This window comes from Paenibacillus sp. UMB4589-SE434, from assembly GCF_030226685.1.
GTDB lineage: Bacteria > Bacillota > Bacilli > Paenibacillales > Paenibacillaceae > Paenibacillus_B.
In genome coordinates this window covers 76,721-100,302 of record NZ_JASOYK010000004.1, presented here as the reverse complement: position 1 = coordinate 100,302, position 23,582 = coordinate 76,721, and the positions used below count along the sequence as shown (strand labels likewise).

General features: G+C 47.1%; 20 protein-coding genes. 8 read left to right on the top strand and 12 right to left on the bottom strand.

What is annotated here, in order from left to right; genetic code table 11:
* Window positions 1–123: 123 nt before the first annotated feature.
* The 8 genes from QP775_RS15720 to QP775_RS15685 all read right to left on the bottom strand — a co-directional run bounded on the left by QP775_RS15720 (window position 124) and on the right by QP775_RS15685 (window position 9,742).
* Entirely contained in the window at window positions 124–516 is a 393-nt protein-coding gene (locus QP775_RS15720; protein ID WP_483312021.1) for an FxsA family protein, read from the bottom strand.
* Window positions 517–565: 49 nt separating this feature from the next.
* The gene (locus tag QP775_RS15715) at window positions 566–1,084 is read right to left on the bottom strand and encodes an acyl-CoA thioesterase (protein ID WP_285107422.1); all 519 of its coding nucleotides are present in this window, start codon (window positions 1,082–1,084) and stop codon (window positions 566–568) included.
* Window positions 1,085–1,179: 95 nt separating this feature from the next.
* The gene (pyk, locus tag QP775_RS15710; protein WP_239326289.1) at window positions 1,180–2,610 is read right to left on the bottom strand and encodes a pyruvate kinase; all 1,431 of its coding nucleotides are present in this window, start codon (window positions 2,608–2,610) and stop codon (window positions 1,180–1,182) included.
* Between the two features lie 163 nt (window positions 2,611–2,773).
* A complete protein-coding gene (locus tag QP775_RS15705) occupies window positions 2,774–3,739 on the bottom strand; it encodes an acetyl-CoA carboxylase carboxyltransferase subunit alpha (RefSeq protein WP_239326287.1) in 966 nt (321 codons plus the stop codon).
* Window positions 3,729–4,610: an acetyl-CoA carboxylase, carboxyltransferase subunit beta gene (gene accD, locus QP775_RS15700; RefSeq protein WP_239326285.1), complete on the bottom strand. Its 882-nt coding sequence runs from the start codon at window positions 4,608–4,610 to the stop codon at window positions 3,729–3,731. Before accD ends, QP775_RS15705 begins: the two co-directional genes overlap by 11 nt.
* A gap of 134 nt (window positions 4,611–4,744) precedes the next feature.
* The gene (locus QP775_RS15695) at window positions 4,745–4,933 is read right to left on the bottom strand and encodes a hypothetical protein (RefSeq protein ID WP_028546168.1); all 189 of its coding nucleotides are present in this window, start codon (window positions 4,931–4,933) and stop codon (window positions 4,745–4,747) included.
* Between the two features lie 343 nt (window positions 4,934–5,276).
* Window positions 5,277–5,780, bottom strand: a complete 504-nt coding sequence (locus QP775_RS15690) for a phosphatidylglycerophosphatase A family protein (protein WP_239326283.1) — start codon at window positions 5,778–5,780, stop codon at window positions 5,277–5,279.
* A gap of 326 nt (window positions 5,781–6,106) precedes the next feature.
* Complete coding sequence (locus QP775_RS15685) at window positions 6,107–9,742, bottom strand: DNA polymerase III subunit alpha (protein ID WP_285107417.1); 3,636 nt, start codon at window positions 9,740–9,742, stop codon at window positions 6,107–6,109.
* 166 nt (window positions 9,743–9,908) lie between these two features.
* Between QP775_RS15685 and QP775_RS15680 the strand changes: the two genes are divergently transcribed.
* The 3 genes from QP775_RS15680 to QP775_RS15670 all read left to right on the top strand — a co-directional run bounded on the left by QP775_RS15680 (window position 9,909) and on the right by QP775_RS15670 (window position 11,222).
* Window positions 9,909–10,235: a YtrH family sporulation protein gene (locus tag QP775_RS15680; protein WP_239326279.1), complete on the top strand. Its 327-nt coding sequence runs from the start codon at window positions 9,909–9,911 to the stop codon at window positions 10,233–10,235.
* A gap of 5 nt (window positions 10,236–10,240) precedes the next feature.
* Window positions 10,241–10,726 carry a sporulation membrane protein YtrI gene (locus QP775_RS15675; protein ID WP_239326277.1) on the top strand — a complete coding sequence of 162 codons (486 nt, stop codon included), beginning with the start codon at window positions 10,241–10,243 and terminating at the stop codon, window positions 10,724–10,726.
* A 187-nt stretch (window positions 10,727–10,913) separates the two neighbouring features.
* A complete protein-coding gene (locus tag QP775_RS15670; protein WP_239326275.1) occupies window positions 10,914–11,222 on the top strand; it encodes a YtpI family protein in 309 nt (102 codons plus the stop codon).
* A gap of 124 nt (window positions 11,223–11,346) precedes the next feature.
* Here QP775_RS15670 and QP775_RS15665 read toward each other — a convergent pair whose 3' ends face one another.
* The 4 genes from QP775_RS15665 to QP775_RS15650 form a co-directional block, all read right to left on the bottom strand.
* Window positions 11,347–12,681: a DRTGG domain-containing protein gene (locus tag QP775_RS15665; protein WP_239326273.1), complete on the bottom strand. Its 1,335-nt coding sequence runs from the start codon at window positions 12,679–12,681 to the stop codon at window positions 11,347–11,349.
* Window positions 12,682–12,896: 215 nt separating this feature from the next.
* Window positions 12,897–15,587, bottom strand: coding sequence for a YhgE/Pip domain-containing protein (locus QP775_RS15660; RefSeq protein ID WP_285107412.1), 2,691 nt, complete (start codon window positions 15,585–15,587; stop codon window positions 12,897–12,899).
* A gap of 264 nt (window positions 15,588–15,851) precedes the next feature.
* On the bottom strand, window positions 15,852–16,151 hold the full coding sequence (locus QP775_RS15655; protein WP_239326269.1) for a hypothetical protein: 300 nt from the start codon (window positions 16,149–16,151) through the stop codon (window positions 15,852–15,854).
* 213 nt (window positions 16,152–16,364) lie between these two features.
* A complete protein-coding gene (locus QP775_RS15650) occupies window positions 16,365–16,703 on the bottom strand; it encodes a YlbF family regulator (RefSeq protein ID WP_285107409.1) in 339 nt (112 codons plus the stop codon).
* A gap of 306 nt (window positions 16,704–17,009) precedes the next feature.
* Here QP775_RS15650 and QP775_RS15645 point away from each other — a divergent pair, with 306 nt between their 5' ends.
* The 5 genes from QP775_RS15645 to QP775_RS15625 are packed head-to-tail and all read left to right on the top strand — an operon-like array spanning window position 17,010 to window position 23,582.
* Window positions 17,010–18,380 carry a YheC/YheD family endospore coat-associated protein gene (locus QP775_RS15645; RefSeq protein WP_239326265.1) on the top strand — a complete coding sequence of 457 codons (1,371 nt, stop codon included), beginning with the start codon at window positions 17,010–17,012 and terminating at the stop codon, window positions 18,378–18,380.
* Window positions 18,381–18,423: 43 nt separating this feature from the next.
* On the top strand, window positions 18,424–19,581 hold the full coding sequence (locus tag QP775_RS15640) for a YheC/YheD family endospore coat-associated protein (protein WP_285107406.1): 1,158 nt from the start codon (window positions 18,424–18,426) through the stop codon (window positions 19,579–19,581).
* Complete coding sequence (locus tag QP775_RS15635) at window positions 19,578–20,954, top strand: YheC/YheD family endospore coat-associated protein (RefSeq protein WP_285107404.1); 1,377 nt, start codon at window positions 19,578–19,580, stop codon at window positions 20,952–20,954. The genes QP775_RS15640 and QP775_RS15635 overlap by 4 nt, the downstream gene beginning before the upstream one ends.
* Before the next feature lie 5 nt (window positions 20,955–20,959).
* Window positions 20,960–22,060, top strand: a complete 1,101-nt coding sequence (locus QP775_RS15630; protein ID WP_483312023.1) for a YheC/YheD family endospore coat-associated protein — start codon at window positions 20,960–20,962, stop codon at window positions 22,058–22,060.
* A 25-nt stretch (window positions 22,061–22,085) separates the two neighbouring features.
* Window positions 22,086–23,582: a YheC/YheD family endospore coat-associated protein gene (locus QP775_RS15625; RefSeq protein WP_350338979.1), complete on the top strand. Its 1,497-nt coding sequence runs from the start codon at window positions 22,086–22,088 to the stop codon at window positions 23,580–23,582.

The window sequence follows — 23,582 nt, the reverse complement described above, 5'->3', positions numbered from 1 at the left end:
TTACGACAACCTCCCAACGCTTTTTACCTGTTTCATGCCTAAATGGGGACCAAAAAGAGGATTAGATTGTACGCAGTACAATCTAATCCTCTTTTCACTTCGAGCTGTAATAGCCATTTGCACTTAGAAACGGCGAAATGTAATGATATCACCGTTTTTCATCTTCTTCTCAATCCATTTTAACAAGTAATGCCGATAGATGGGACGTGTTAACGGAAATACAAGCGTAAAGCCGATAATATCCGAAAAGAAGCCTGGCGTTATAAGCAATACGCCTCCTGCCAGTATACACAATCCGTCGATCATGACGCGGCCTGGCACTTGTCCTGCCTGCATCTGCTGCTGCGCATCCTTCAGCACCTGTCTGCCTTCGTAACGGGCGACTACAGCACCAATAACCCCAGTCAGCAGTATTAAGAGTAGTGTGTTCCAGCCTCCAACCCAACCGCTCATCAGGACAAATCCGTAAATTTCAAGCGCCGGTATAACGGTTAATACAACAAGCAACCATAACATGTCCATTCCACCTTTCCAAACCCGCCTTCGGCACAATTAATCAGACAGACTAGCTGCTTGTCGGCAAAGCTCTCAACTCCTGCAGCAGCTTCCATATGTCGGGCTGAGCGCGGTCAAATCTCGTCAGATGCCAGTCTTCGTTCACCCATGCATGTGTCGTGCTCCCTTGAACCAGCAGTTCCCCCGTTGGTTCACTGATCCAGCCGTTACCACTGAGTTCATCTGCGAGAGGCCGCTGCACACGGCAGACTACGGATTGGAATGACATCCGAATCGGACTGCAATCCTGCAGCCGTGTATATACAGCAACCTGATCATCATACACAGCAGGCTGCTTGTACGACACTTGCAGATCTGTAACTGGCAATAGCAGCCCTTCTGTCTCCAAAGCCTTATAATTAATACCTAATGATCTTATCCATTCTGTACGTCCGACTTCGAACCAGGTTACATAATTGCCATGAAAAACAACACGCATACTATCCGTTTCTTGATAACGCACTCGAAGTATATGCCCATACCACGGTGTTAATGCTGACGGACAAGCAGCAAATTTAGGCTCTGACACCCTAATTTCCCCTTTCCGAATACAACAAAAGCAATGGTATGAACCATTGCTTTTGTGTCTATATATTAGCCTATTAGCTTCCTTGCGGAAAATGACTATTTGCAGCTTGTGCCGATCTGCGTTACTTTAACCAGGTTAGTGGAGCCTGCGCATCCAACTGGAACACCTGCCGTAATTACAACAAGATCACCTTCAGCTACAAGACCTGTATGCAGGCCGCCTTTAAGTGCAACATCAAACATTTCGTCTGTGTTAGTAGCTGGCTCGCCTTTAACAGGCACTACGCCCCAAGTCAATGCCATAGCGCGCATCACTTGCTCAGATGCTGTTACTGCAATAATTGGTGCTTTAGGGCGATACTTGGACACCATACGAGCTGTATAACCCGTTTGCGTAGATGTAATGATAGCTTTTGCGTCCAGGTCGAGTGCAGAGTTGGCTACAGCTTGGCTGATCGCGTCCGTTACCGTTACCTGTTGTTTCATGCTTTGTTTTGTCAAAATCTCACGGTATTCCAATGCGGATTCTGCTTTCTCAGCGATACGGGACATCGTCAATACAGATTCTACTGGATATTTACCAGCAGCTGTTTCGCCGGACAACATGATTGCGTCTGTGCCATCAAAAATTGCATTTGCCACGTCACTTGCTTCTGCGCGTGTTGGACGTGGGTTGCGCTGCATGGAATCCAGCATTTGTGTTGCTGTGACAACCGGCTTGCCTGCAAGATTACACTTCTGAATCATCAGCTTTTGAGCCAATGGTACATCTTCAGCTGGAATCTCAACACCAAGGTCACCGCGGGCAACCATCAGGCCGTCAGACACTTCCAAAATTTCATCCAAGTTGTCAACGCCTTCTTGGTTTTCAATTTTAGAAATGATTTGGATGCTGTCTCCGTTGTGCTCTTTAAGCAGTTTACGGATTTCCATCACATCACTTGCTTTACGAACGAATGAAGCCGCGATAAAATCAACGCCTTGCTCAATACCAAAACGGATATCGCTAGCATCTTTCTCCGTAATACCTGGCAAGGAAATGCTTACGCCAGGAACGTTAACGCCTTTTTTGCTCTTAATTGTACCACCGTTGACGATTTTGCACTTAATTTCAGTACCTTGTACGTCTACAACAGTCAATCCGATCAAACCATCGTCGATCAAGATTGTAGAACCGACTTCAACATCTTGCGGCAGCTCGTTATATGTAACCGAAATACGGTCTTTGTCCCCAAGAATCTCTTCAGTCGTCAATGTTACGAATTCGTCTTGAACGAGTTCAATCGGCTCTACAGCCAATTTACCTGTACGAATCTCAGGACCTTTAGTATCCAAGAGAATCGCTACTGTTTTGTTCAATTCTTTGGAAGCTTGACGGATATTCGTAATACGGTTGCCGTGCTCTTCAAAGTCGCCGTGTGAGAAGTTCAAACGTGCAACGTTCATGCCGGCCATAATCAATTGCTTTAACTTGTCCAAGGACTCGCTGGAAGGACCGATGGTACATACAATTCTAGTTTTGCGCATTCTGGGTTTCCTCCAATTATTGGGCTCTCTAGTATCTCTAAAACATCTACAATTCTTAATGGTTCTCAACTAATTAATTTACTATAACGTGCGGCATTTGTATATGAGGATCATCATATTATAAAGTTTTACCAATTTCATGCACGATTATATATGATTATTGTTAGCTGAGATCCACTGTTGCAAACTTGCCAATTTTGCGGAACTTGTTATAACGATCTTCACGCAGTTCGTCCGCAGACATCTCCATCAATTCGGACAAATGCTTGCAGAGCGCAGCCTTTACACTTTCGGCGGTATCCGCAATATTCTTATGTGCACCGCCTGGCGGCTCAGGGATAATCCCCTCAATAATTTCCATCTCCAGCAGGTCGTCACCTGTAATCTTCATCGCTTCGGCAGCTTGATCGGCCTTAGACGCATCCTTCCATAAAATAGAAGCCGCGCCATTCGGCGAAATAACCGAATAAATGGCATTCTCCAGCATGAGAACGCGGTTGCCTACGCCAAGCGCAAGTGCACCACCGCTGCCCCCCTCACCAATGACAACACACACGACAGGCACGCCAAGCATAGCCATATCCCGCAAGTTGCGGGCGATAGCCTCTGATTGGCCTCGTTCTTCGGCTGTATTGCCTGGGTATGCGCCCTTTGTATCAATAAATGTGATAATCGGACGCTTAAACTTGTCTGCTTGCTGCATAAGGCGAAGCGCCTTGCGGAAGCCTTCTGGATGAGGACTACCAAAGAAGCGTGCAATGTTCTCCTTTGTATCTTTCCCGCGTTGATGCCCAATAACAGTTACCGCCAAGCCATTAAGACGGGCAAGTCCACCAACAATGGCAAGATCATCGCCATACAAGCGGTCACCGTGCAATTCAACAAAATCAGTAAAGATATGAGATATAAAATCAAGCGTCGTTGGACGCTGGTGATGGCGTGCGAGATGCATCTTCTGTGATGGAGAAATACTTGTATATATCTCCTCCGCTATCTTCTGATAACGTTCTTCGAGACGTGCGATCTCCTCAGAGAAATCAATATGCTTCTCTTCCCCGAATCGCTTCAACTCTTCAATCTTCTGCTTGAGCTCGACTAACGGCTGCTCGAATGAAAGTTCACCCTTCATGGGACATCTCTCCTTTCACCGTATGCAATTCGATAAGTTTCGTAAGCGATTGACGCAAATCTTTGCGTGCTATAACCATATCCAGTTGGCCGTGCTTCAAATTAAACTCGGCTGTCTGGAATTCATCAGAAAGCTTCTGACGAATGGTCTGTTCAATAACGATGCGGCCTGCAAAGCCAAATGCTGCCCCTGGCTCGGCCACAATAATATCACCCAGCATGGCAAAACTAGCGGATACACCGCCATACGTAGGGTCCGTAATAACAGAAATAAATAAACCGCCTTGATTCTGGAACTTAGCTATTGCCGCGCTTGTCTTCGCCATCTGCATTAAGCTGAGAATACCTTCTTGCATACGCGCTCCGCCAGATGTGGAGAATATAAGAAGCGGATACTGTTTCAGCATCGCCATCTCGACTGCTCGTGTTACTTTTTCACCTACAACAGAACCCATGCTGCCGCTGAAAAAGTCAAAGCTCATGACAGCTACCACAACCGGAAAACCGCCAATTGTTCCTTCTCCCGTAACTACAGCTTCCGAGAGATCGGACTTGCTTTGCTGTTGTTCTAGTTTCTTCGTATAGCCAGGAAATTGCAGCGGGTCCTCGGGGGCAATGTCGATGTCGAATTCAAAGAAACGACCCTCGTCCAATGTCATTTGAATGCGCTCGTAAGCACTTAGACGCATATGATGCCCGCACTCGGAACATACTTTCAGGTTCTTTTCAAGCTCTTTATAATACTGAATATTGCCGCACTTGGGGCATTTGTTCATTATACCTTCAGGTATTTCACGCTTAGGTCGATTATCATCACGCACGGATGGAACCGTTGCATACTTTTTCTTTTTCTGAAACAAGTCTTTGAACACCCGTTACACCTCTTTGAGCGTGATAGTCTGCTTTAGACGCCAACGAACCAACGCTTGTCCACAAGCTGTTCGTATGATATCCAGACAACAAAAAGCGGCTGTCTGAACCTTGTTGCGTTCATCAAGCAGCCGTATTACGCATGCAGAATCGAATTAAGAACTTCTTGTACTTCTTCTACCTCACCGGAAGGCACCAGCACTTCAAATTGCTGCTTGGAAAGATGAATGGGACGTACTCGAATAAGGAATCCCTCTTCCGTCAGTCTTGCAAGTATCATGTCTGCGATTTTGGCAGTCGGAGCGATGTAGATAACCGTCCACATTCGCGGAGACCCCCCTAACGTTCCAATAGAGCTGTGTATAATGCCATTATGATAACATAATTGCCATTTTCATAGCAACCAAATCCATGGAAGCAGCAATGCTCCTTAGAGAATCCAAGCTCTTGATTTCGACGCTTAACGGCGTTCAACGCCTTTTTTCTTGCCTTATTCAGCTCGACATGTCAGGTATAAATTATTTTTCACGAATAAAATATGAAGATTTTTATGAATCAATGAGGGCGAGTGAAGACACATCACAGCGGAAGAAATAGCGAGATCAGTTCACTGGGAATGTCTTCACTGAGGACCTGCTGTCAGGCGATAATTATCGAAATTACTCAACTTAGCTATCCACACGATCAATCGTATCGTATATCGTAGCTTTCGTATCCTGATGCGCGATTCGCGACGAAGCTGCTGCTGCAATACCCGCCACTAGATCATCCAGAAAGACATGTATTTGCTGTTTATGATTGTTCAGGTGCCGAAGAATACCTATTTTGGTTTTATCCAAATAACCAAAGCTTGTCAAGCCAATCGTCCCATATACCCCCGTTATGCCTAACGCCAGCGTCTCATCCACACCATATAACGATTCATCCGCCTCCAGCATTGACTGCAGGGGTTCAGGCAATTGTTTCCTTTCGGCCATTACATCTAATGCAATACCCGTCATCAGCGTATACTGCACTTCACGCTTATGAAGCACCGCCTTAACACTTTCCAAGCACTCTTCCACCTTTAATGTCGCATTGTAAGGCTTCTGCAGCTCAAATGCAATCTCAGCTATCGAAAGCAGTGATACCCCACGTTGTTCCAGCCACTGCGCTGCTGCATCATATGTCACAGGCGCTCCCTCCATTCTCCCGATACGACAGTCTTGTCTTCTCATATAGGGTGTATCTACATGATATGCTCAAGGTGCAGGAAGGGTGAATAGCTTTACGAAAAAATAATGTAACATCCATGAAAACAAGAAGATTGTACTCGTCGTGCGCACAGCTTTGTAAAGGTTAGCATGCTAAAATGCCGCTTATCACGTTGTAAGCGCAGTACCCCGGATACATATTGCAGCACCATAAGATAAGCTGTAAAGATGCAGATCAGCATGCGCGTATACTATGCCCAACGACTAACACCTGACAAATGTGTTAGCCGCTGGACTTGGCTAGACTAGCGTACACGCACAGACCCTTCACCCAGCATCGTTTCGACGCGCCTGAACAACTCAGGCGAAGGCTTGACAGCATAAGCGCTGCTCAAAGCCCGCAGCTGCTGCTCGCGCTCGTAGAAGAGCACGGTGGAGAGCGGTCCCGGATGCGCTTGAATGAGCTGCTTCAGCTCATTCAACAGCTCAGGCCGTTCATGATCGGCCGTGATCTTGATGTACACGCGCTGGCTCTGCCTCGCGCGTGCATCGTCGCGCTCAGGCAGAGCTGCGCGTGACGCCGCCTGCGGCGCGGGGGCTGCCTGCATCGCAGCAGCGCTGCTCCCGGTCCCGCCCGCCCTGCGCGGGGCCGACGTGCCGCCAGTCGCTGGTGCGGCGGCACGAGCAGAGCCGCGGCTGCGACCGCCTGCGCCAGCGTCACGGCGTGTGCGCGCGCGGCTCGCAAGCTGCGCGACCGCCTGCAGCTCCAGTGGCGCAACTTCATGCGCCAAGAGCTTAAAGTCGTCATCCTGCTGCTGCACTTTCGCCAGCACAGCTACAAGCGCTCCTTTCGAGATAAGCGGCTTGGCCCGCCGCCATACTTCAGGAAACAGCACAACCTCAGTTCGCTCAATCCGATCTTCCAGACCGATAAACGCCATAGGCTTGCCTTTCTTTGTCATAATGACTCGTTCGGATACAACCATACCTGCCACCACGCACTCACTCTCATCCACCGCGTCATGCAGGTCCACGATACGATCCGCGTCAGCATGCTCTAGCAATTCTACGTAATCATCAAGCGGATGCCCGGATAAATACATCCCCAGCAATTCCCTCTCCAGTTCAAGCTGCTGTGTCATCGTAAAGGGCTGTACACTCGGATACTCAATCGATCGATTGTTTACCTCTACGAAATTAAACAATTGGATCTGTAAATCTTCACGTTCCTTGCGCCATTTCACTGCTGCTTCAAGCGTCTCGTCCAGCATCGCCAGCAGTTGTGCCCGGTGACCCGGCAAGCTGTCCATCGCCCCTGCCTGAATAAGAGATTCAATGACGCGGCGGTTGCACACCCGCAAATCAACCCGCTTGCAGAAGTCATGCAGATCTTGATACGGCTGCTCCGCTCGCTCGCGAATCATGCTCTCGATCGCCGTAGTTCCGACGTTCTTGATTGCTGCGAGGCCGAACCGGATAGCATCATGAACAGGCGTAAACGTAACGTTACTCTCATTAATATCTGGTGGTAAAACATCGATGCTTGTCCGTCTGCAATCCTCAATGTATTCAGCAGTCTTACGATGGTTGCCCATATTCGCTGTCAGCATGGACGCCATAAATTCAGTCGGGTAATGTGTCTTCAAGTATGCCGTTTGAAATGCCAACACGCCATAAGCTGCTGCATGCGCACGTGGGAAACCGTAATCAGCAAATCGTACGATCATATCATATACACGGTTCGCTTCTTCTTTCGTGTACCCTTGTCGAAGACTGCCTTCTACAAAATGGGCCCGTTCCTGATCAAGCACTTCACGCTTTTTCTTGGAGACAGCTCGCCGAAGCAAATCGGCCTCGCCAAGCGAGAAGCCCGCCATCCGGGAAGCAATATGCATGATCTGTTCTTGATACACAATAATCCCGTAAGTGTCCTTTAAAATAGGTTCCAGATCCGGATGAGGATATTCCACTGGCTTGCGACCGTGCTTGCTCTGAATAAAATTCGGAATAAACTCCATCGGTCCCGGACGATAGAGAGCCAATACGGACACGATATCTTCGAAACCGGAAGGCTTCAGTTCGCGTAATACTTTGCGAACTCCTGTTGACTCCAATTGAAACAAACCGGTTGTATCTCCCCGTCCGAGCAGTTCATAGGTACGCTCGTCTTGATCGTCAACACGGTTCAAGTCAAGCGCCTCTCCCGACTTCGCCTTGATCCATTCGAGCGTACGCTCGATAATGGACAACGTACGCAATCCAAGAAAGTCCATCTTCAACATACCGATGGCTTCCAGATGTTCCATCGAATACTGTGTTAATGCTGTGTGCTCCGTACCTGCTTGCAACGGCACGAAGTGTGGCAGTGGTTCGGGGGCAATGACTACCCCTGCGGCATGCGTTGAAGCATGTCGGGGCATACCCTCGACTTTAATCGCCATCTCTATAAGCTCACGAATACGAGGTTCCTTCTCGCACCATTCACGTAATTCACTGCTGACTCTCATCGCTTCTGTAAGCGTCATGCCCAGCTGATTTGGAATGAGCTTGGCAGCACGGTCCGTATCGCCGTACGATACATTCAACGCGCGTCCCACGTCTCTTACCGCTGCTCTTGCGGCCATTGTCCCGAACGTTATAATCTGCGCGACGCGGTCGTGTCCGTACTTGTCGGACACGTATTGAATAACCTCGTCTCTGCGCTCATCGTTGAAGTCAATGTCGATATCCGGCATCGTGATCCGTTCCGGATTGAGAAACCGCTCAAACAGCAGCTTATGCTTCAACGGATCAACATTTGTAATCTTGAGCGTATACGCTACCAGACTACCGGCAGAAGAGCCCCTTCCAGGCCCTGTCATTATCCCTGCTTCGTGTGCATAACGGATAAAGTCCCATACAATCAGAAAATAGTCTGAGAAGCCCATCTGCTCAATCGTACCCAGCTCAAAGGCAAGCCGTTCATGTGCCGACTGGACAAAGGCCTCTTCTTCCCATTCGGATAAGTGCTGATAGCGTTCTAACAATCCTTGTTCACACAGTTCACGCAAATATTGACCTGCAGCAAGGCCTTCCGGCAACGGCTGGAACTCCGGCAGCACCGAATGCCCGAACTCCAACTCCACGTTACAAGCATCCGCAATCCGGCTTGTATTGTGTATCGCCTCTGGTACATGCGCAAACAAGGCGTTCATCTGCTCGCCATTCTTAAAATAAAGCTGATTAGATGCAATACGCAATCGCGTCTCATCTTCTACCGTCTTGCCCGTGCCGATACAGATGAGCACATCCTGCATCGCAGCGTCTGCTTCCTCTATATAATGGACATCGTTAGTGCATACCAACGGAATATCAAGCTCGCGGGCCAGATCAATTAAGCCGATGTTGACTTTCTTCTGCTCCACTAAGCCATGGTCCTGAAGCTCCAGATAAAAGCCATCCTTAAATATATCTTTATATCTCAATGCAGCTTCTCGTGCTTCATCCATGCGGTCGTGCAGCACGTGCTGTGAAATTTCGCTGCCTAGGCAGGCACTGGTACAGATTATACCTTCACCATATGTTCGAAGCGTGTCCATATCTGCACGCGGCTTATAATGAAAACCTTCCAGATGAGCGATGCTTGATATCTTCATTAGATTCCGGTAACCCTGCATCGTCTTTGCCAACAAAATAAGATGATAGATCGGCTGATCCTTACGCGACACCCGCTCCGTCAAGGCACCAGTCGTAACATAAGCCTCCATCCCGATAATCGGCTTGATTCCGTGCTTCTGGCACGCCCGATAAAAGGCAATTGTGCCGTACATGACGCCATGGTCGGTAAGGGCAAGCGCCTTCATGCCATTCGCAGCTGCCCGCTCCACCAACGATTCAATACGTGCAGCTCCATCCAGCAAGCTGTATTCGCTGTGCACGTGCAGATGTACAAATTCATTCATGCGCTTCACTCCATTCCATTCCGTGTAACTTTCCATACTATTCTTTGCCTAACCGAACATACTTTCGTCTTTCATTGTATCATATTTTGAGCTAGAAAACCTATACATGTACAAGGGGCTAGTTTGTCCATTGCCTTTACTCCACACGTAAGAAAGGAGCATCACGATGGGAACTTTTTTGTCTAAAGCTATCATCGACTTCGGCATCGCATTTGGTGTTGTGCTCGGCGGCTCGTTGCTTGGAGGTATCGCAAGTGTTATCGCCCTGCAATCCCCTGCCGAGACGATGAAACATATTGCGGAGCATATCAAAATATGGGCCATCGTCGTTGCTGTCGGCGGAACCATCGATCCGCTGCGCGTAATTGAGTCTAATTTTTGGGTCGGAAACTTGTCGCCTGTATTTAAACAGCTGATGTTTATCCTTGTCTCATTTCTCGGCGCGCATCTCGGGACGGAACTTGTCCAATGGATGTGCAGGGCAAGGGGGTAAGCAGTATGCACCCTCGCAATTGGATTCGTGATGGAGCTGTTGTATTCGTAGGGATGATTATTGGGACTTGTGTCTATCATGCAGTCTTTATGCACCAGATAGACGAACTTGTCATGCGGAACCTTGACCTACAGGACCAGCTTTCTCATTTTCGCTCGGAAAATGAGGACCTAATCCGCTACAAAAATCGCGCTACTGTTATTAAAAGTATTTCCATTCATATTTATGGACCAGGCAGTAAAGATGACATTCCACAATCAGATGAGACTGAGCTCCGTAAACGACTATCCCGTGATCTCGCCGGACTTAAAGGACGCAACGTCTTTCAGATTGACGAGTATGCAAAACTGGTAGAAGGCCTTCTGACACGCAAACTTTATACCGATATTCAAGCTCGTGACTATGTTGTCTCTCTGCGAACGATGCTCGTAACAGAAGGCGTACTTCATGTGTGGGTAGATGTAAAATCTCATGTGCCATCTGCACCCTAACAATAGGTTCAGGTGACAATATTTGCAGCAGCGTAAGGAAAGCGTGTAATCCTTCTAAAATGGAAACCTTTTATGCTTCACGGCTCAACACATGAATTCGGATAGGCTCTTCTCTCACATTATGGTAATATAGGATTAACATTATGGACCATTATCCTAGTCAGCAGGAAGGAGCGACGTGCCCGTCATGTACGTGATTCAACTCATTCTTACTTTACTGATCTGCCTTGCCTCTATAAGCTCCGTCTTCTTCAGCTTCCGCTCAAGACGATCAAAGAACGTGCTGCAGCGCGGGTTATTCGCAGCAAGAACTAACATTTGTATGGGATTACTGCTTATTCTCATCGCGGTGTTTCAGATGACAATGTTTACAGGTTCAACCCTAAGAGTCATCATCGGGGCCATATTGCTCGCACTCGGCGTCTTCAATTTGTTTGCCGGGCTGCGCAATCATGGACATTTTAATCGTCTCTTGGCCCATGAGGGGACCAAATAACAAATAAGCGTACAGTCTGCACCGTCTCCTGTGTCAGCACTGTACGCTTTTTTATGTACGAGTCAGCAACCCTATCCCAACACTGCCGCTTTCATTTTACGAACCAACATTTCAGCAGCCTGTATTAATCATGATCAATAGACTGCGCTGTCATCATCGCCTTGGCAACAAGCTGATCTTGAAGTTTCATCTCGATCTCAAGCTTGCAAAATTTACGGCTCATCTCAATAAATCTCGGGCGGAGAATGACGATATCTTCAATCTGAATCGGACGGACGAAGTAGCTAGTCATATTTTCCATAATATGATCATGAACGCGCATATCTTTCACTGCACGCAAGGCGGCATTAGCCATAATGGACAATATTATACCTTCCGATACCGCACCAAGACCATTAACCATCTGTGGTGTTATAACACCCTGAAAGTACAACATACCATCGTCGTTCCGCAATTCTTCAAACCCATTCCAAATCAGGTCCTCGAATGTCTCACCTAATTGAGGTTCTTTTCGTGCATCACGCATAGCCTGCAGAACCTCTTTGCGAGTTATGACGGCAATCAGCTTCCGATTCCGGTCAATCACTGGCAGCAGTTCAATGCCTTCCCATACCATCGTGTGAGCCGCTGAAGCAAGCGTAGTTGTCAAGGAAGCCGTAATAGGATGGCGTGTGTACAGCTTATCTATCGTCTGGTCTTGCTGTGCACCTGCAATATCCTTGTACGCGATCATGCCCAAGACTCGATTCCATTCATCTACGATAGGGAATCGATTATGCCCCGTTTCTTGCTGCAGCTTTCTGAACTGCTCAACTGTACTATAAGAACGCATAATCGCAACTGGTGCCTTTGAGCCTACAATATCTTCAACGAGCATAATCTTCTTTTTAATAAGTCGGTCAAACAGCGCACGGTTAATCATAGAAGCCACCGTAAACGTGTCATGCTTCGAGCTGATAATCGGCAGATCAAGCGTATCTGCCAGCATCTTTACTTCCCTGCTTGTGCCAAACCCGCCTGTAATCAATACGCCAGCGCCATGCTGGAGAGCTAGACGATGCGCATCCTCTCGGTTTCCGACAATAAGCAGACTTCCAGCATCAATGTAACGTTCCATCGCGTCCATTTTCATTGCACCGATGACATATTTATTTAACGTCTTAGATAGTCCCCTCAGTCCACCAAGAACGTGTCCCTCTACGATGTCCACAACCTCAGTAAAAGTAAGCTGCTCTGACAAGTTGCGAGGCTTCTTCTCGACCCTTACTGTACCTATCCGCTCCTTCGTGATAACAAGGCCGACGCTCTCCGCTTCCTTTACAGCACGGTATGCCGTTCCTTCACTTACCTGCAGCTGCTTGGCCAGCTTACGCACCGATATCTTTGTGCCTGGCTTCAAGCTCTCAATATGATGGAGTAGCTGTTCATGCTTCGTGACCGTTGCGTCATGCATATCCATCTGTTACACCCCAATTCTCCGAACTGTCCTAATCTGTAGTCATTGTATCACAATCATTCCCATTTGTGCAAAACAGGAATACGGTTAAAATTCAAGTACTCGCCTCCTCTTTTAGTACATAAAAAGAGTCCTAAACCCACTAGATCTAGTGGGTTTGAAGACTCTCTTTCATCTACATTTACATATTTTCTGAGATAGGCTTGTATTCAAGTCTACTACTTAGTAGATATCACACTTCCGCTTGTGCTGTCTTTCTCCTGACGCTTTGACTTCTTCGAACAAAGAGCAAAATACATCCAGCTGCAGAACAGACTTGAGAACAAGTAAATACACAATACGCCAATGTTCTGCCACACATAATTCATGTCACCAAGTGAAACTACACCTCGGTATGCACGAATTGTATACGTCATTGGCAGCCATGGATGAAGCATTTGGAAAAATTCCGGTGTCAGCTCGATCGGGAATGTCCCCGCGGTTGCCGACAGTTGCAGAACTAGCAAGATAATAATGATAAACCGCCCCACATTGCCAAATGCCGTAACAAAAAACTGAATAAATGCAAAAAACATCAGGCTTGTGACCAGTGACACTAAGAAAAACATCGGTACGTTGGTCACGGTCAAACCAATTCCGTATAACACAACACTGCCTGCAATAAGGACCTGGAATATACTCTCAATCGTCATCGTGCCAAACTTACTTAACAACCACGCAAAACCGTTAGGTGGACGAAGGATCGTCTCTTTCATCGGGAATACAATAGAGAACATCAACGCCCCTACGAAGAAACCTAATGACAGGAAGTAAGGTGCCATACCAATACCATAAGTATTCACATCATGATTCTCTTCCTTGTCACTTGTAACCGGTGCCGATATCATATGATACGTGCTGTCAGTCGAATCTTGTGTTGCCTTCTCCGCACCATCCCGCAGCTTCGAGCGCAGCTCTGCACCGCCACTTATTAATTGCTGTTGTCCATCCATCAGTTGATTAAATCCGGTGTTAATCGCTTTATTGGCTGTATCTACGTCATGCAGCAGTGCACTCATTTTTTCAAATGCCATCTGATGTACTTTTTTAGCAGCCTCATCCAGCTTCATATTTGCCAGTTTGTGCATATTGTCTCTCACAATCGGCTCCAGCGTGTTTATTTTCTCCTCCGCTGTTTCATGAATTTTGCTGACCACGACAGGTTCAACACGATTGATCTCGTCATCTGCATGCTGATGAACTTCATTTATCACTTGTGGTTCAAGTTGTGACCACTTCTCATTTAATACTTCATGAGCTTTCGCCTGTACTTGCTCTGACTTTTCGGAGTAGATCTGATCCGCATAATTATGGGCCTTCCCGAGCAGAACGGGAGCGAGCTCTTCCGCCTTGCTCAGTGCTATTCCGCGTGCCATGGCTCGCGCAGTCGGATAATAAGCGCTAAATTTCTTATCTGCTTCACTGTGAACCTTAGTTAACAACTTCTTGTTAACTAAATTTAGTTCCTTACCCACAAGTTGATTTAGATCCAGCTTTATTTTAACTTTGAGCTTTTCGATCTGCTCCGGCTTGAGGGCTGTATGTACGTTATCCCGCAGGCCGTCCAACTGATCTTGAATCGCTTGCCATTTATCTGCTTCTTCCGGTATCGCATCGGCTTTCATGGCAGCAAGATCTGCTTGCAGCTTGTCAAATTGCCGATTGATCTGATCCTGATTGTCCGTCATGCGCTCAATCGTCTTGTCAAATAAGGCATCTATCTTCTCATCAATCCACTTATGTACGCTATTGCGAATAGACGCATCAATCTCACCTGACTCGTTATCGATAACATTATGCATCATAGCACGGGCTACAGGCTCCATTTTAACGACCGTGTTATCCACTTCCGTTACAATTTCCTTGTACACATCGTCTTTGTGTGATGCATAGGCCGCATTGATCTCATCATGGATCTGCTTGCGAACTTGTTCGCCGTACTGTCCAAAAGCACGATCAATCTCTTGATTTAACTTCTCTTGCGCAATTCCGCTGTTCTCACCAACCACTTCATCAATTCGGGCATGCACCTTGTCTCGCAGTTCAGTACCATATGTTCCTGATTGCTTGTCGATCTCCTGATGCAGCTTGTTCACTAAAGGCCCTTTATTGGATGCGATTGCTTGCTCAATCTCTTTATTGATCGTGTTTTCAAGCTTCACTTTATTTTCATCCAGCAGCTTGTCCACCATGGAGCCTGCTTGCGATGTCTTCGAATTAATCTGGCCGTTCAGCTCATTACGGAACGTCTCGATACCTGTCCCTAATTGCTTGAGCCCATTCTCCAGTTGCCCCGCACCATCACTTGCTGCTCCCAGGCCATCCGCTAATTGAGCAATAGCGCCAAACATCTGCTCCACATATGTTTCAGTTACTTTCTGTGACGTCTCGGCTTTAATCTTCTCTACCACTTTGTCAGATATTTGACCTGACAAGAAGTTAAAGCTGCTGTTCTCCTTGTACTTCAATTCCAGCGGCTTCGGATTAGGGTCCAAAATGGTTGTCGCATGCTGCGACATTTCTTGAGGGATATCGATCAGCAAATAATACGTATGCTCAGCCAATCCTCGCTCCGCTTCAGCTCTGCCGACAAAGTGGAACTCTACGCTATCATTGTCATGGAGTTTCTGCATCAATTCACGGCCGATCGCAATTTCCTTCCCCTCATATTGCACCGGCTTGTCTTCATTGACAACAGCCACTGGCATATGTTTTACATTGCTGTAGGGATCCCAGTTCGCTACCAGGTATACACCGCTATACAGCAGCGGCACGACGAGCAAGCCCAGAACGGGTATAAGCACATGCTTTGACTTCATCGTGGCAACAAACTCTTTGCCGAAATATCGAAGATTTTGAAACAACTTCAAATAGTGCTACCCCCTTCTTAACCGGCAAAATGACCAAGTGACCATTTTTACATATTGAGTTCTTAAATAACATGAACTACATGACATTCGCCTGGCTTTTGTTTTACAACTAAACATCTCCACAGGTTGTAATCATACAAAATCCCTTTTAACCATTCAACCTTTTTTTGTACTTGTCCTCAGCTTGTTACAACTCTTTCTCACAGCAAAAAGCCTCCTCGAACTTACTTTGAGGAAGCTCTGTTAAAAGAAAGCTCTAATAACTTATTGCTCATTACCCATAATCCGCCGTTCTATCTGCTTGTAACGTTGAGTCCGTACTTGACGCAGCTTCCGTTCTACTTCCTCATCAACTCTTAATAGACGATAGAGATGTGCGCCTATAATAAGCACAGCGAACAAAGCCCATACCGCGCCAAATACAGCAGCCAACGACCAGCCTTCGTTCAAAGGTATTGTCGGCAGTGCGATAAATAACATCACCAGAACAGCAGTAATGGAGATGACGGATATCGCGCGGCTTTGTGTGCGGCTGTATTTCTTCGTGCGTTTTGTCGAGTTCATGTTTTTACATCCTTTCTCCGATCATGATCACTTCATCTTGTCCGCTTGCACGATGAGAATAAGTGATGATGCACATGATGCAATTCATTTGCTACATTCCAGCATTCTGTCTAATAACAGCATATGTGGACGGGCGGGCAATTATGACCGCAAAAAGGCTGCCGTCCGCACCTCGCAAGGAAGTGTGACGCCAGCCTTTTTGATCCGCCTATTTTACTGATACAGATGACTGAGTGAATCAGTTACGATCTTGTTTACATCTTGAATGACTTGTGCAAGAAGACGTTCTGCCTCAAATAATTGTGCAATGCTCGTGTTCATGCTGATAACCTGGTAAATTTGCTCCAACTTTTCCATCTCAGCCTGATCAGGCATAGCGCCTGTCATCATCATTTGCTGCAATTCGCCCTGACGCTGACGGAAATCATCCAGCATACGTTTACTTTCCGGATCAGTTTCAATGACTTTCATCGCCTGTTCTACGGCTTTCGCTTCAGCCGAATCTTGCAATGCGCGCGCTAATTCATGCGCTCTATCGTATACGTTAGTCATATGTACGCATCCTCCTTATGTACGCCATTGTACAGTCCACGAATTCCGATCGTGACAACAGCCCATTCTCATGCACATCCTGCTTTGTTCATACGTCTAATATCTTAACGGATATCCATCCACTTGTCGAATCTCAAGGTATAACATACGTCCAGTCGCAACTCATTGGCTATTTTCGAACTAGGTCAATCACCAAGGAAAATATGTCCTCATATGATAAATCATTGGTCATAGTTCACCTGTAAACGCCTCGAACGGCGATTACCGAGATCATCCATGCAAGTGGTCGTTGGAAGGAGAACCAACATGTCTAAATGGAAAGTGGCGCTCCAGGTGATAAGCCCCAGTCTATTGCGCAATGAGGTGCTGATGATTGGCGAAGCGAAAGTGAAGCAGTGGAAGATTCCCGTAAATCAATCACTGACTTTACGATTTGGATCGTTTAAGCAGCAGATCATTGTAATACCGGTGCCTCGCTTCGACGGACTGCGTATGAATCAAACGCTTGCGGGCTCTCTAGGCGTCGTATCCGGCCAATCGCTGCGAGTTGTGTACCATGCCTCATCACAGACGCTCGCTATCGGTCCATTCATTGGCATTCTGATCAGCCGAGACCGACCTGATTCACCGGATAAACCGTTTGGTCCGATTACGGCGTTCTGCAAAGAGCTTGTGGATGCTTGCCAGTCACAAGGTGCCTGTGTCTGCTTTTTTACGCCAGAGCACATTGAACAGCATGTCAACAGCATCAGGGCCTGGGTCTATCAGAATAAATCGTGGCAGCAGACAGAGGTGCCTGTTCCTGACGTCATTAACAATCGCTTAACCTCCCGCAAGACTGAAAACAGAGAAACGGTACAGCACTTTATGAGGGAGGCGAAGGCACGGTATAAGTCACATGTCTTTAATGAAAAGTTTTTGGATAAAACCGAAGTATTTGACGCATTGAAGCGAGATTCCAATCCATCCCGCTATTTGCCGGAGTCGTATCTGCTTCGTAATTTCCAGACTTTAAAGACGATGTGCTCCCGATATCATACCGTCTTCCTAAAGCCCGCCAGGGGCAGTCTTGGCAAAGGTATTATCCGCGTAACCAGATTGAACGATCAATCCTATCAAGCGATGTACAGCACAGTTAACGGCACGCGAAGACAAAGCTTCAACAGCTTGGTCAAGTTGTTCTCTAGTCTTTCCTCCAAGCTGAAGGCCAATCGATATCAGATTCAGCAGGGACTTCATTTGATGGAAAACGGGGGTCGTCCGGTCGATTTCCGTGCTCTTGTTCAGAAAAATGCAACCGGTAAATGGACGCTTACTTCTATCGTCGCCAGAACGGCAAGCACACAGCATTTTGTGTCCAATTTGGCTCGAGGTGGTACATTAAGCACCGTTAAAGAAGCAGTTGTCAAGTCCAACTTACCAGCAGGTGCAAGATCAGATGTCTACAACCGCCTCCAGCATGCTTCACTTGAGATTGCGCGTGGCATCGATACGCAAATTCCTGCGCATTTCGGTGAGCTTGGCATTGACCTCGCGGTTGACAGCAGCGGGAAAGTATGGCTGCTGGAAGTAAACTCTAAGCCGTCCAAAAATGACAACACGCCGCTTAACGACAATAAGATTCGCCCTTCTGTCCGTAAAGTGGTCGAATATGCAAAATACTTGGCTGGGTTCTAATCTGTCTTACCTTGAGACATCCTCTAGAAGGAGGTGGAGTTCCATGAGCCTTATGAAAGGTCCACTAGACACGTTAGGCATACTACAAAATGAAAGAGTCGGCTCTCCTCCGTTCGCAGAAACGGCATTCTGCCGAAAATTGTGTCTATCCGGGCAAAAACGGGGTGTCCCCGTCCTTATCTTCTCTCCTCACTGGATCGATTGGGGCAAGCGACTGGTGAGGGGATACACGTACGAAGATCAAGAGTGGAAAAGTGTAACCGCTCCGATACCCAAACTTGTCTACGACCGTCTAACTTTTACCAACGAGGTACAATATCGGAAAAATCGAGCTGCTGTCGCCCGAATGAGGCTGTCAGGTACAGCATGGCTCAGTGTCGGACTAGGCGGAAAATGGGATATGTATCGTTCCCTGTCACGAATTGACAGCATTAAACATCTGCTTCCAGAAACATCATTATACAGTGGCGTTAAAGCACTGAATGACTTCCTCCATGAGCATCAAGGCAAAGCATTTCTTAAGCCTCACAGTGGTAGCAAGGGTAGATCCGCATTATTCATCCAACACCTTGGTTCATCGGCTCATGCCGATTCCTCCTCCATCAGAGGATATACCATCGTCGTTAAAGGACGCGATGACAGCAATCAGCCATTTGAGCACAACTTCGATCGCCTTCAAACTGGACTACATTGGATTCATAGCTTCATCAACGGTCGAAAATATGTGCTGCAGCCCTACTTGACCTTAAATAGTCCAAAGGAAGAGCCTTTTGATCTGCGGACACTTATGCAAAAAGACGAAACCGGCCGTTGGGCGCTCACCGGCATGGCCGTACGCATCGGGCTTGAAAATGGCATTACATCCAATCTTCATGGTGGAGGCCACGCTGCAGATGCGGCACAATACTTGAGGGCTCAATATGGCGCCAGCGTGTCACAGCAGCTCATTCACGACATTATTCAATATAGTGAATGTATCCCCGAGGCGCTGGAAGCACGCCATGGGCGTCTGGCAGAGTTAGGCATTGACTTTGGAATTGATAGAAGTTCGCGAATTTGGCTGCTTGAGGTTAATTCGAAGCCGGGTCGGGCCGTATTTGAACACACCGGTGAACGCGAAGCCGAGATGCATGCGGTAGAACGTCCCATTTTATACGCTCGCCATGTCTTGGTTCGACATCTTAGGAGGGTCTGTCCATGAGTTTGACGGTTTGCAACGTCCATCTGACGCCAAATTCCGAAAAAATGATCTATGTATCCCACACACTATTAAAACAACTGAAGCTGTCCAACAAAAGATCAATTCGCTTGCGTCTTGGCAGAACCAGTATTCCAGTTACATTAAAACCGATCAAAAAAGCCGGCAAACATCTGTATATTTCTTCAGGGATACGCACTACTGTAAAAGTTCCCAAATCAGGCAGCGTATTTCTGTTAAATGAAAGTGATGGTCATATTCAGCTCGGTCCGTTAATCGGCATATTGTCCGATGCCTCCATTCGTTCAACGACCAGCCCCTTTGGCAGCCGTACCGGATTTATTAAACAAATACTTCGCGCCGGCCACAACAAAGCTTATGTTTTCGCCTTTGCCCCACGCGATATTAATTGGTCTAACGAAACGGTATTGGCTTACTTTTTAAATGAGTACGGGGGGTGGGTAAGAAAGACCGTGCCACTGCCTGATGTTATATATAATCGCCTTCCAAGCAGAAGAGCTGAGACTTCTACTGGCATCAACAATTTACGAGAACGGTTTATTCGGAAAAAGATCCCTTTCTTCAATTGGAGTTTCTTTAACAAATCTGATGTGTATGCACTGCTGGAAGGTGAACTGGATGCAAACAGGTACGTGCCTGAATCCGTTATGAATCCAAATTCGGACACCATCAGGGAGATGCTGGAGCGGCATCAGTTCGTCTATTATAAGCCTACCGCTGGCAGCCTCGGCATCGGTATTTACCGCTTAACCTATCTCACGAAGAAAGGTTACTTTGCCCGTTACACAAATAATGGTAAAAACGTACTGCTGCGATTTAAACATTTCAGCAGTTTGATGCGGATGCTCGAAGGTCGGCACGGACGGCAGCTGCGGGGTTATGTCGTGCAGCAAGGCGTACGTCTTGCCGAGATCGATGGTTGTCCCATCGATTTCCGCTTCCATATGCACAAAAACGGGGACGATCAATGGGTCGTCGTCGGCATTGGTGCGAAGAAGGCGGGTAAAGGCAGTGTAACTACCCATGTTAAAAACGGAGGGCAGTTGATGGCTCCGAGGCAGGCACTTGAACGCACGTTTGGCGAACGCGCGGATGAAGTGCTGGATCGAGCCAAAGAAGTTGCCATTGAACTGGCTGAAGCGATAGAACGAAATCACCCGCACCTTATCGGAGAAATAGGCTTTGATCTGGGTATCGACCGTGATGAGCATGTATGGATGTTCGAAGCTAACGCCAAGCCTGGACGATCGATCTTCAAGCACCCTTCTTTGAAGATCGAAGGTAAGTCTTCCATCGAGCATATATTGGAACACTGCCTATTCCTAAGTAAATTTCGCAGGAGGGATGAGCAGTGAATGGAATGGAACAAGAGCAATTGCCGATTGTGGCCATTCTCACCATTGATGACGACAATGAATATTTCAGAGGAAATCGCGAAAATTTTACCGACCTGCTCATGACCGGTAAAGAGCTCGGCTTTAACGTCTATATCGTGACCGTTAAAGATCTTAAGTTAAATGCAAAACGGGTAATCGGTTATAACTATGTTCCAGAAAGCAACGTGTGGCAGCAGGGCTGGTTTCCTCTGCCTCACGTTATCTATAATCGCATTCCACTCCGGGAAGATGAAATGCAGCCAAGTGTGAACAGCAAAATCAAGTCGATTCTAGCCCATCCTACGATTCGTATGTTTAATCCGTACTTTTTTAATAAATGGAACTTGTTTGAATGGCTTAAAAAATCAAAAACGACTAAGCCCTACATTCCCAGTACACGAAAGCTCACGACTTCTGCCAGCCTTGGCAAAATGCTGAATCGTCATGCCTATGTGTATTTAAAACCAGAGACAGGCAAAGCGGGAATGGGAATTATGACACTGCGAGTCAACCAAGCGAAAACGTTAAAGTTCCGCTTAAAAATACAGGACAGAAAAGGAAGCACCTCGTATAAAAGCGCGCATATCAGTAAGTTATGGTCACGTATTCGCAAACAAGCAGGTCAAAGCCATTACATCATTCAACAAGGAATCTCCCTTGCAGCTATTAATCGTCGGCCGTTTGACTTGCGTGTACTCGTTCAAAAAAATCAAATGGGCGAATGGGACATAACGGGTGTTGGCGCTCGGATAGCTGGTGTATTAAGTATCACCACGCATGTGCCGCGTGGCGGAAGCATAGATGACCCGGAGAAATTGCTGACTTCAATTTTTGGCGAGGAGCAAGCCTCGCAAATCATGACCCGTGCGCGAAATGCTTCGTTAGTCATTGCTCGACAAGTGGAGCGTGGGTCAGGACACACGCTTGGCGAGATGTCTATGGATCTAGGCGTGGATGCAAGCGGAGGAATCTGGTTCTTTGAGGCGAATGCAAAGCCCATGAAGTTTGACGAGCCGCACATTCGCAGATGTTCTTTAGAACGAATTTTCCAATACAGCACGTATCTTGCCAAGAACAGCGGATAACGGACAAAAAGAAGGTGAATGCATTTTGACTCAGCCTATACTTGGCATACTCACGTTATATATGAATGAACAGAAGCAATTAGAAGAGCGTCCTGTATATCAGAAGATGATAGCAGCAGGCAAGAAGCTCGGCATCGAAGTCTTTGTATTTACGCCGCAAGATGTCAATGAGCAAATGCGAAAAATTCATGCTTTGGTATACAATCCAGACAACAACCGTTGGTCACGCAAATGGATGAAGTTTCCCCACCTTATATTTGATCGCTGCCGCTTGCAGAGCAGCTATCGGTTCGAGCAATTACGGAGATTTCGTACAAAATACCATCATCTTCATTTTATGAATCGACCACTCCGCAACAAATGGACCATCTATCAGGTGCTTGGAGAGGACGCTGAGATTCATCTATCCTTGCCTAAAACAAAGCTGTATTCGTCAGTTGCTGACGTACAACAAATGATCAAGCGAGATCCCGTTGTATACTTGAAGCCGATAAATGGCACAGGCGGCCGTGGTATCTTAAGAATTGAGCGTCTAAAGTCATCCAGTCAGACCGTATTCGTGCAAGGAAGAGACCATCAGCGGCGTATCATCAAACCGCAAAAAATGACGTGGTCTCAACTCACATTAAAGCTTGCCTCCTGGCATGCCAAAGAACGTTACTTGGTGCAGCAGGGCATATCGCTTAATTTACCGAATGGACGTGTTCACGATTATCGCATGCTCGTGCAGAAGGATGGCAGTGGGCAGTGGACAGTGACAGGATGCGCCGCCCGCATCGGCGCCGCCAAAAGCATTACCTCTAATCTACATGGCGGCGGAGAAGCGGTAAGAATGGATACGCTGCTCAGGCAGTGGATCGGAGATGAGAAGAGAATCAACGAAGTGAAAGCTAACGCTGAACAATTAGGAGTCGCCGTTGCTCGTTTTCTGGAAAAAAAGTACGGTGCATTATGTGAACTGGCCTTAGATCTCGCCATCGAAAGAAACGGTAAAATATGGCTACTAGAAGTGAATCCAAAGCCGGCACGTGAAGTGTTTGCCCGGATTGGAGATCGCGACACGTATCGTTTGGCTCTATCAAGACCTTTGGAATATGCGATCTGGCTGTATGAGAATAAAGTAAGTCCTGATGCACGTACCCGCGAACCTAAGCACTCGAATAAGGAAATTGTCTCCAAAGAACCACCAGCTAATGAAGAGACCGCCTCAACCTTAAAGCTGTCGGGCATGCCTCCATCAACAGAGCCGTTCGTAGGCATACGAATGCCGTCCAGATCTAACCGTGTAAAGAAGACACGCAGTTCTACTCCGGCCTATCGTCGCTTCCGCCCCTATTATCCATTCTATCCCTTAAAACCATCAGCCCGCAAAAGACCTACTCGGAGACACTGGCAGGGGGTTTCAGATGAAGATACGTCAGCGACACAGCCAGAAAGTCACGCTTGTAATCACATTGATTCCGATGAGACCCAGGCCATTCTGGATATTATCCAACAGTCCAAACATAAAGACTCTCATTAG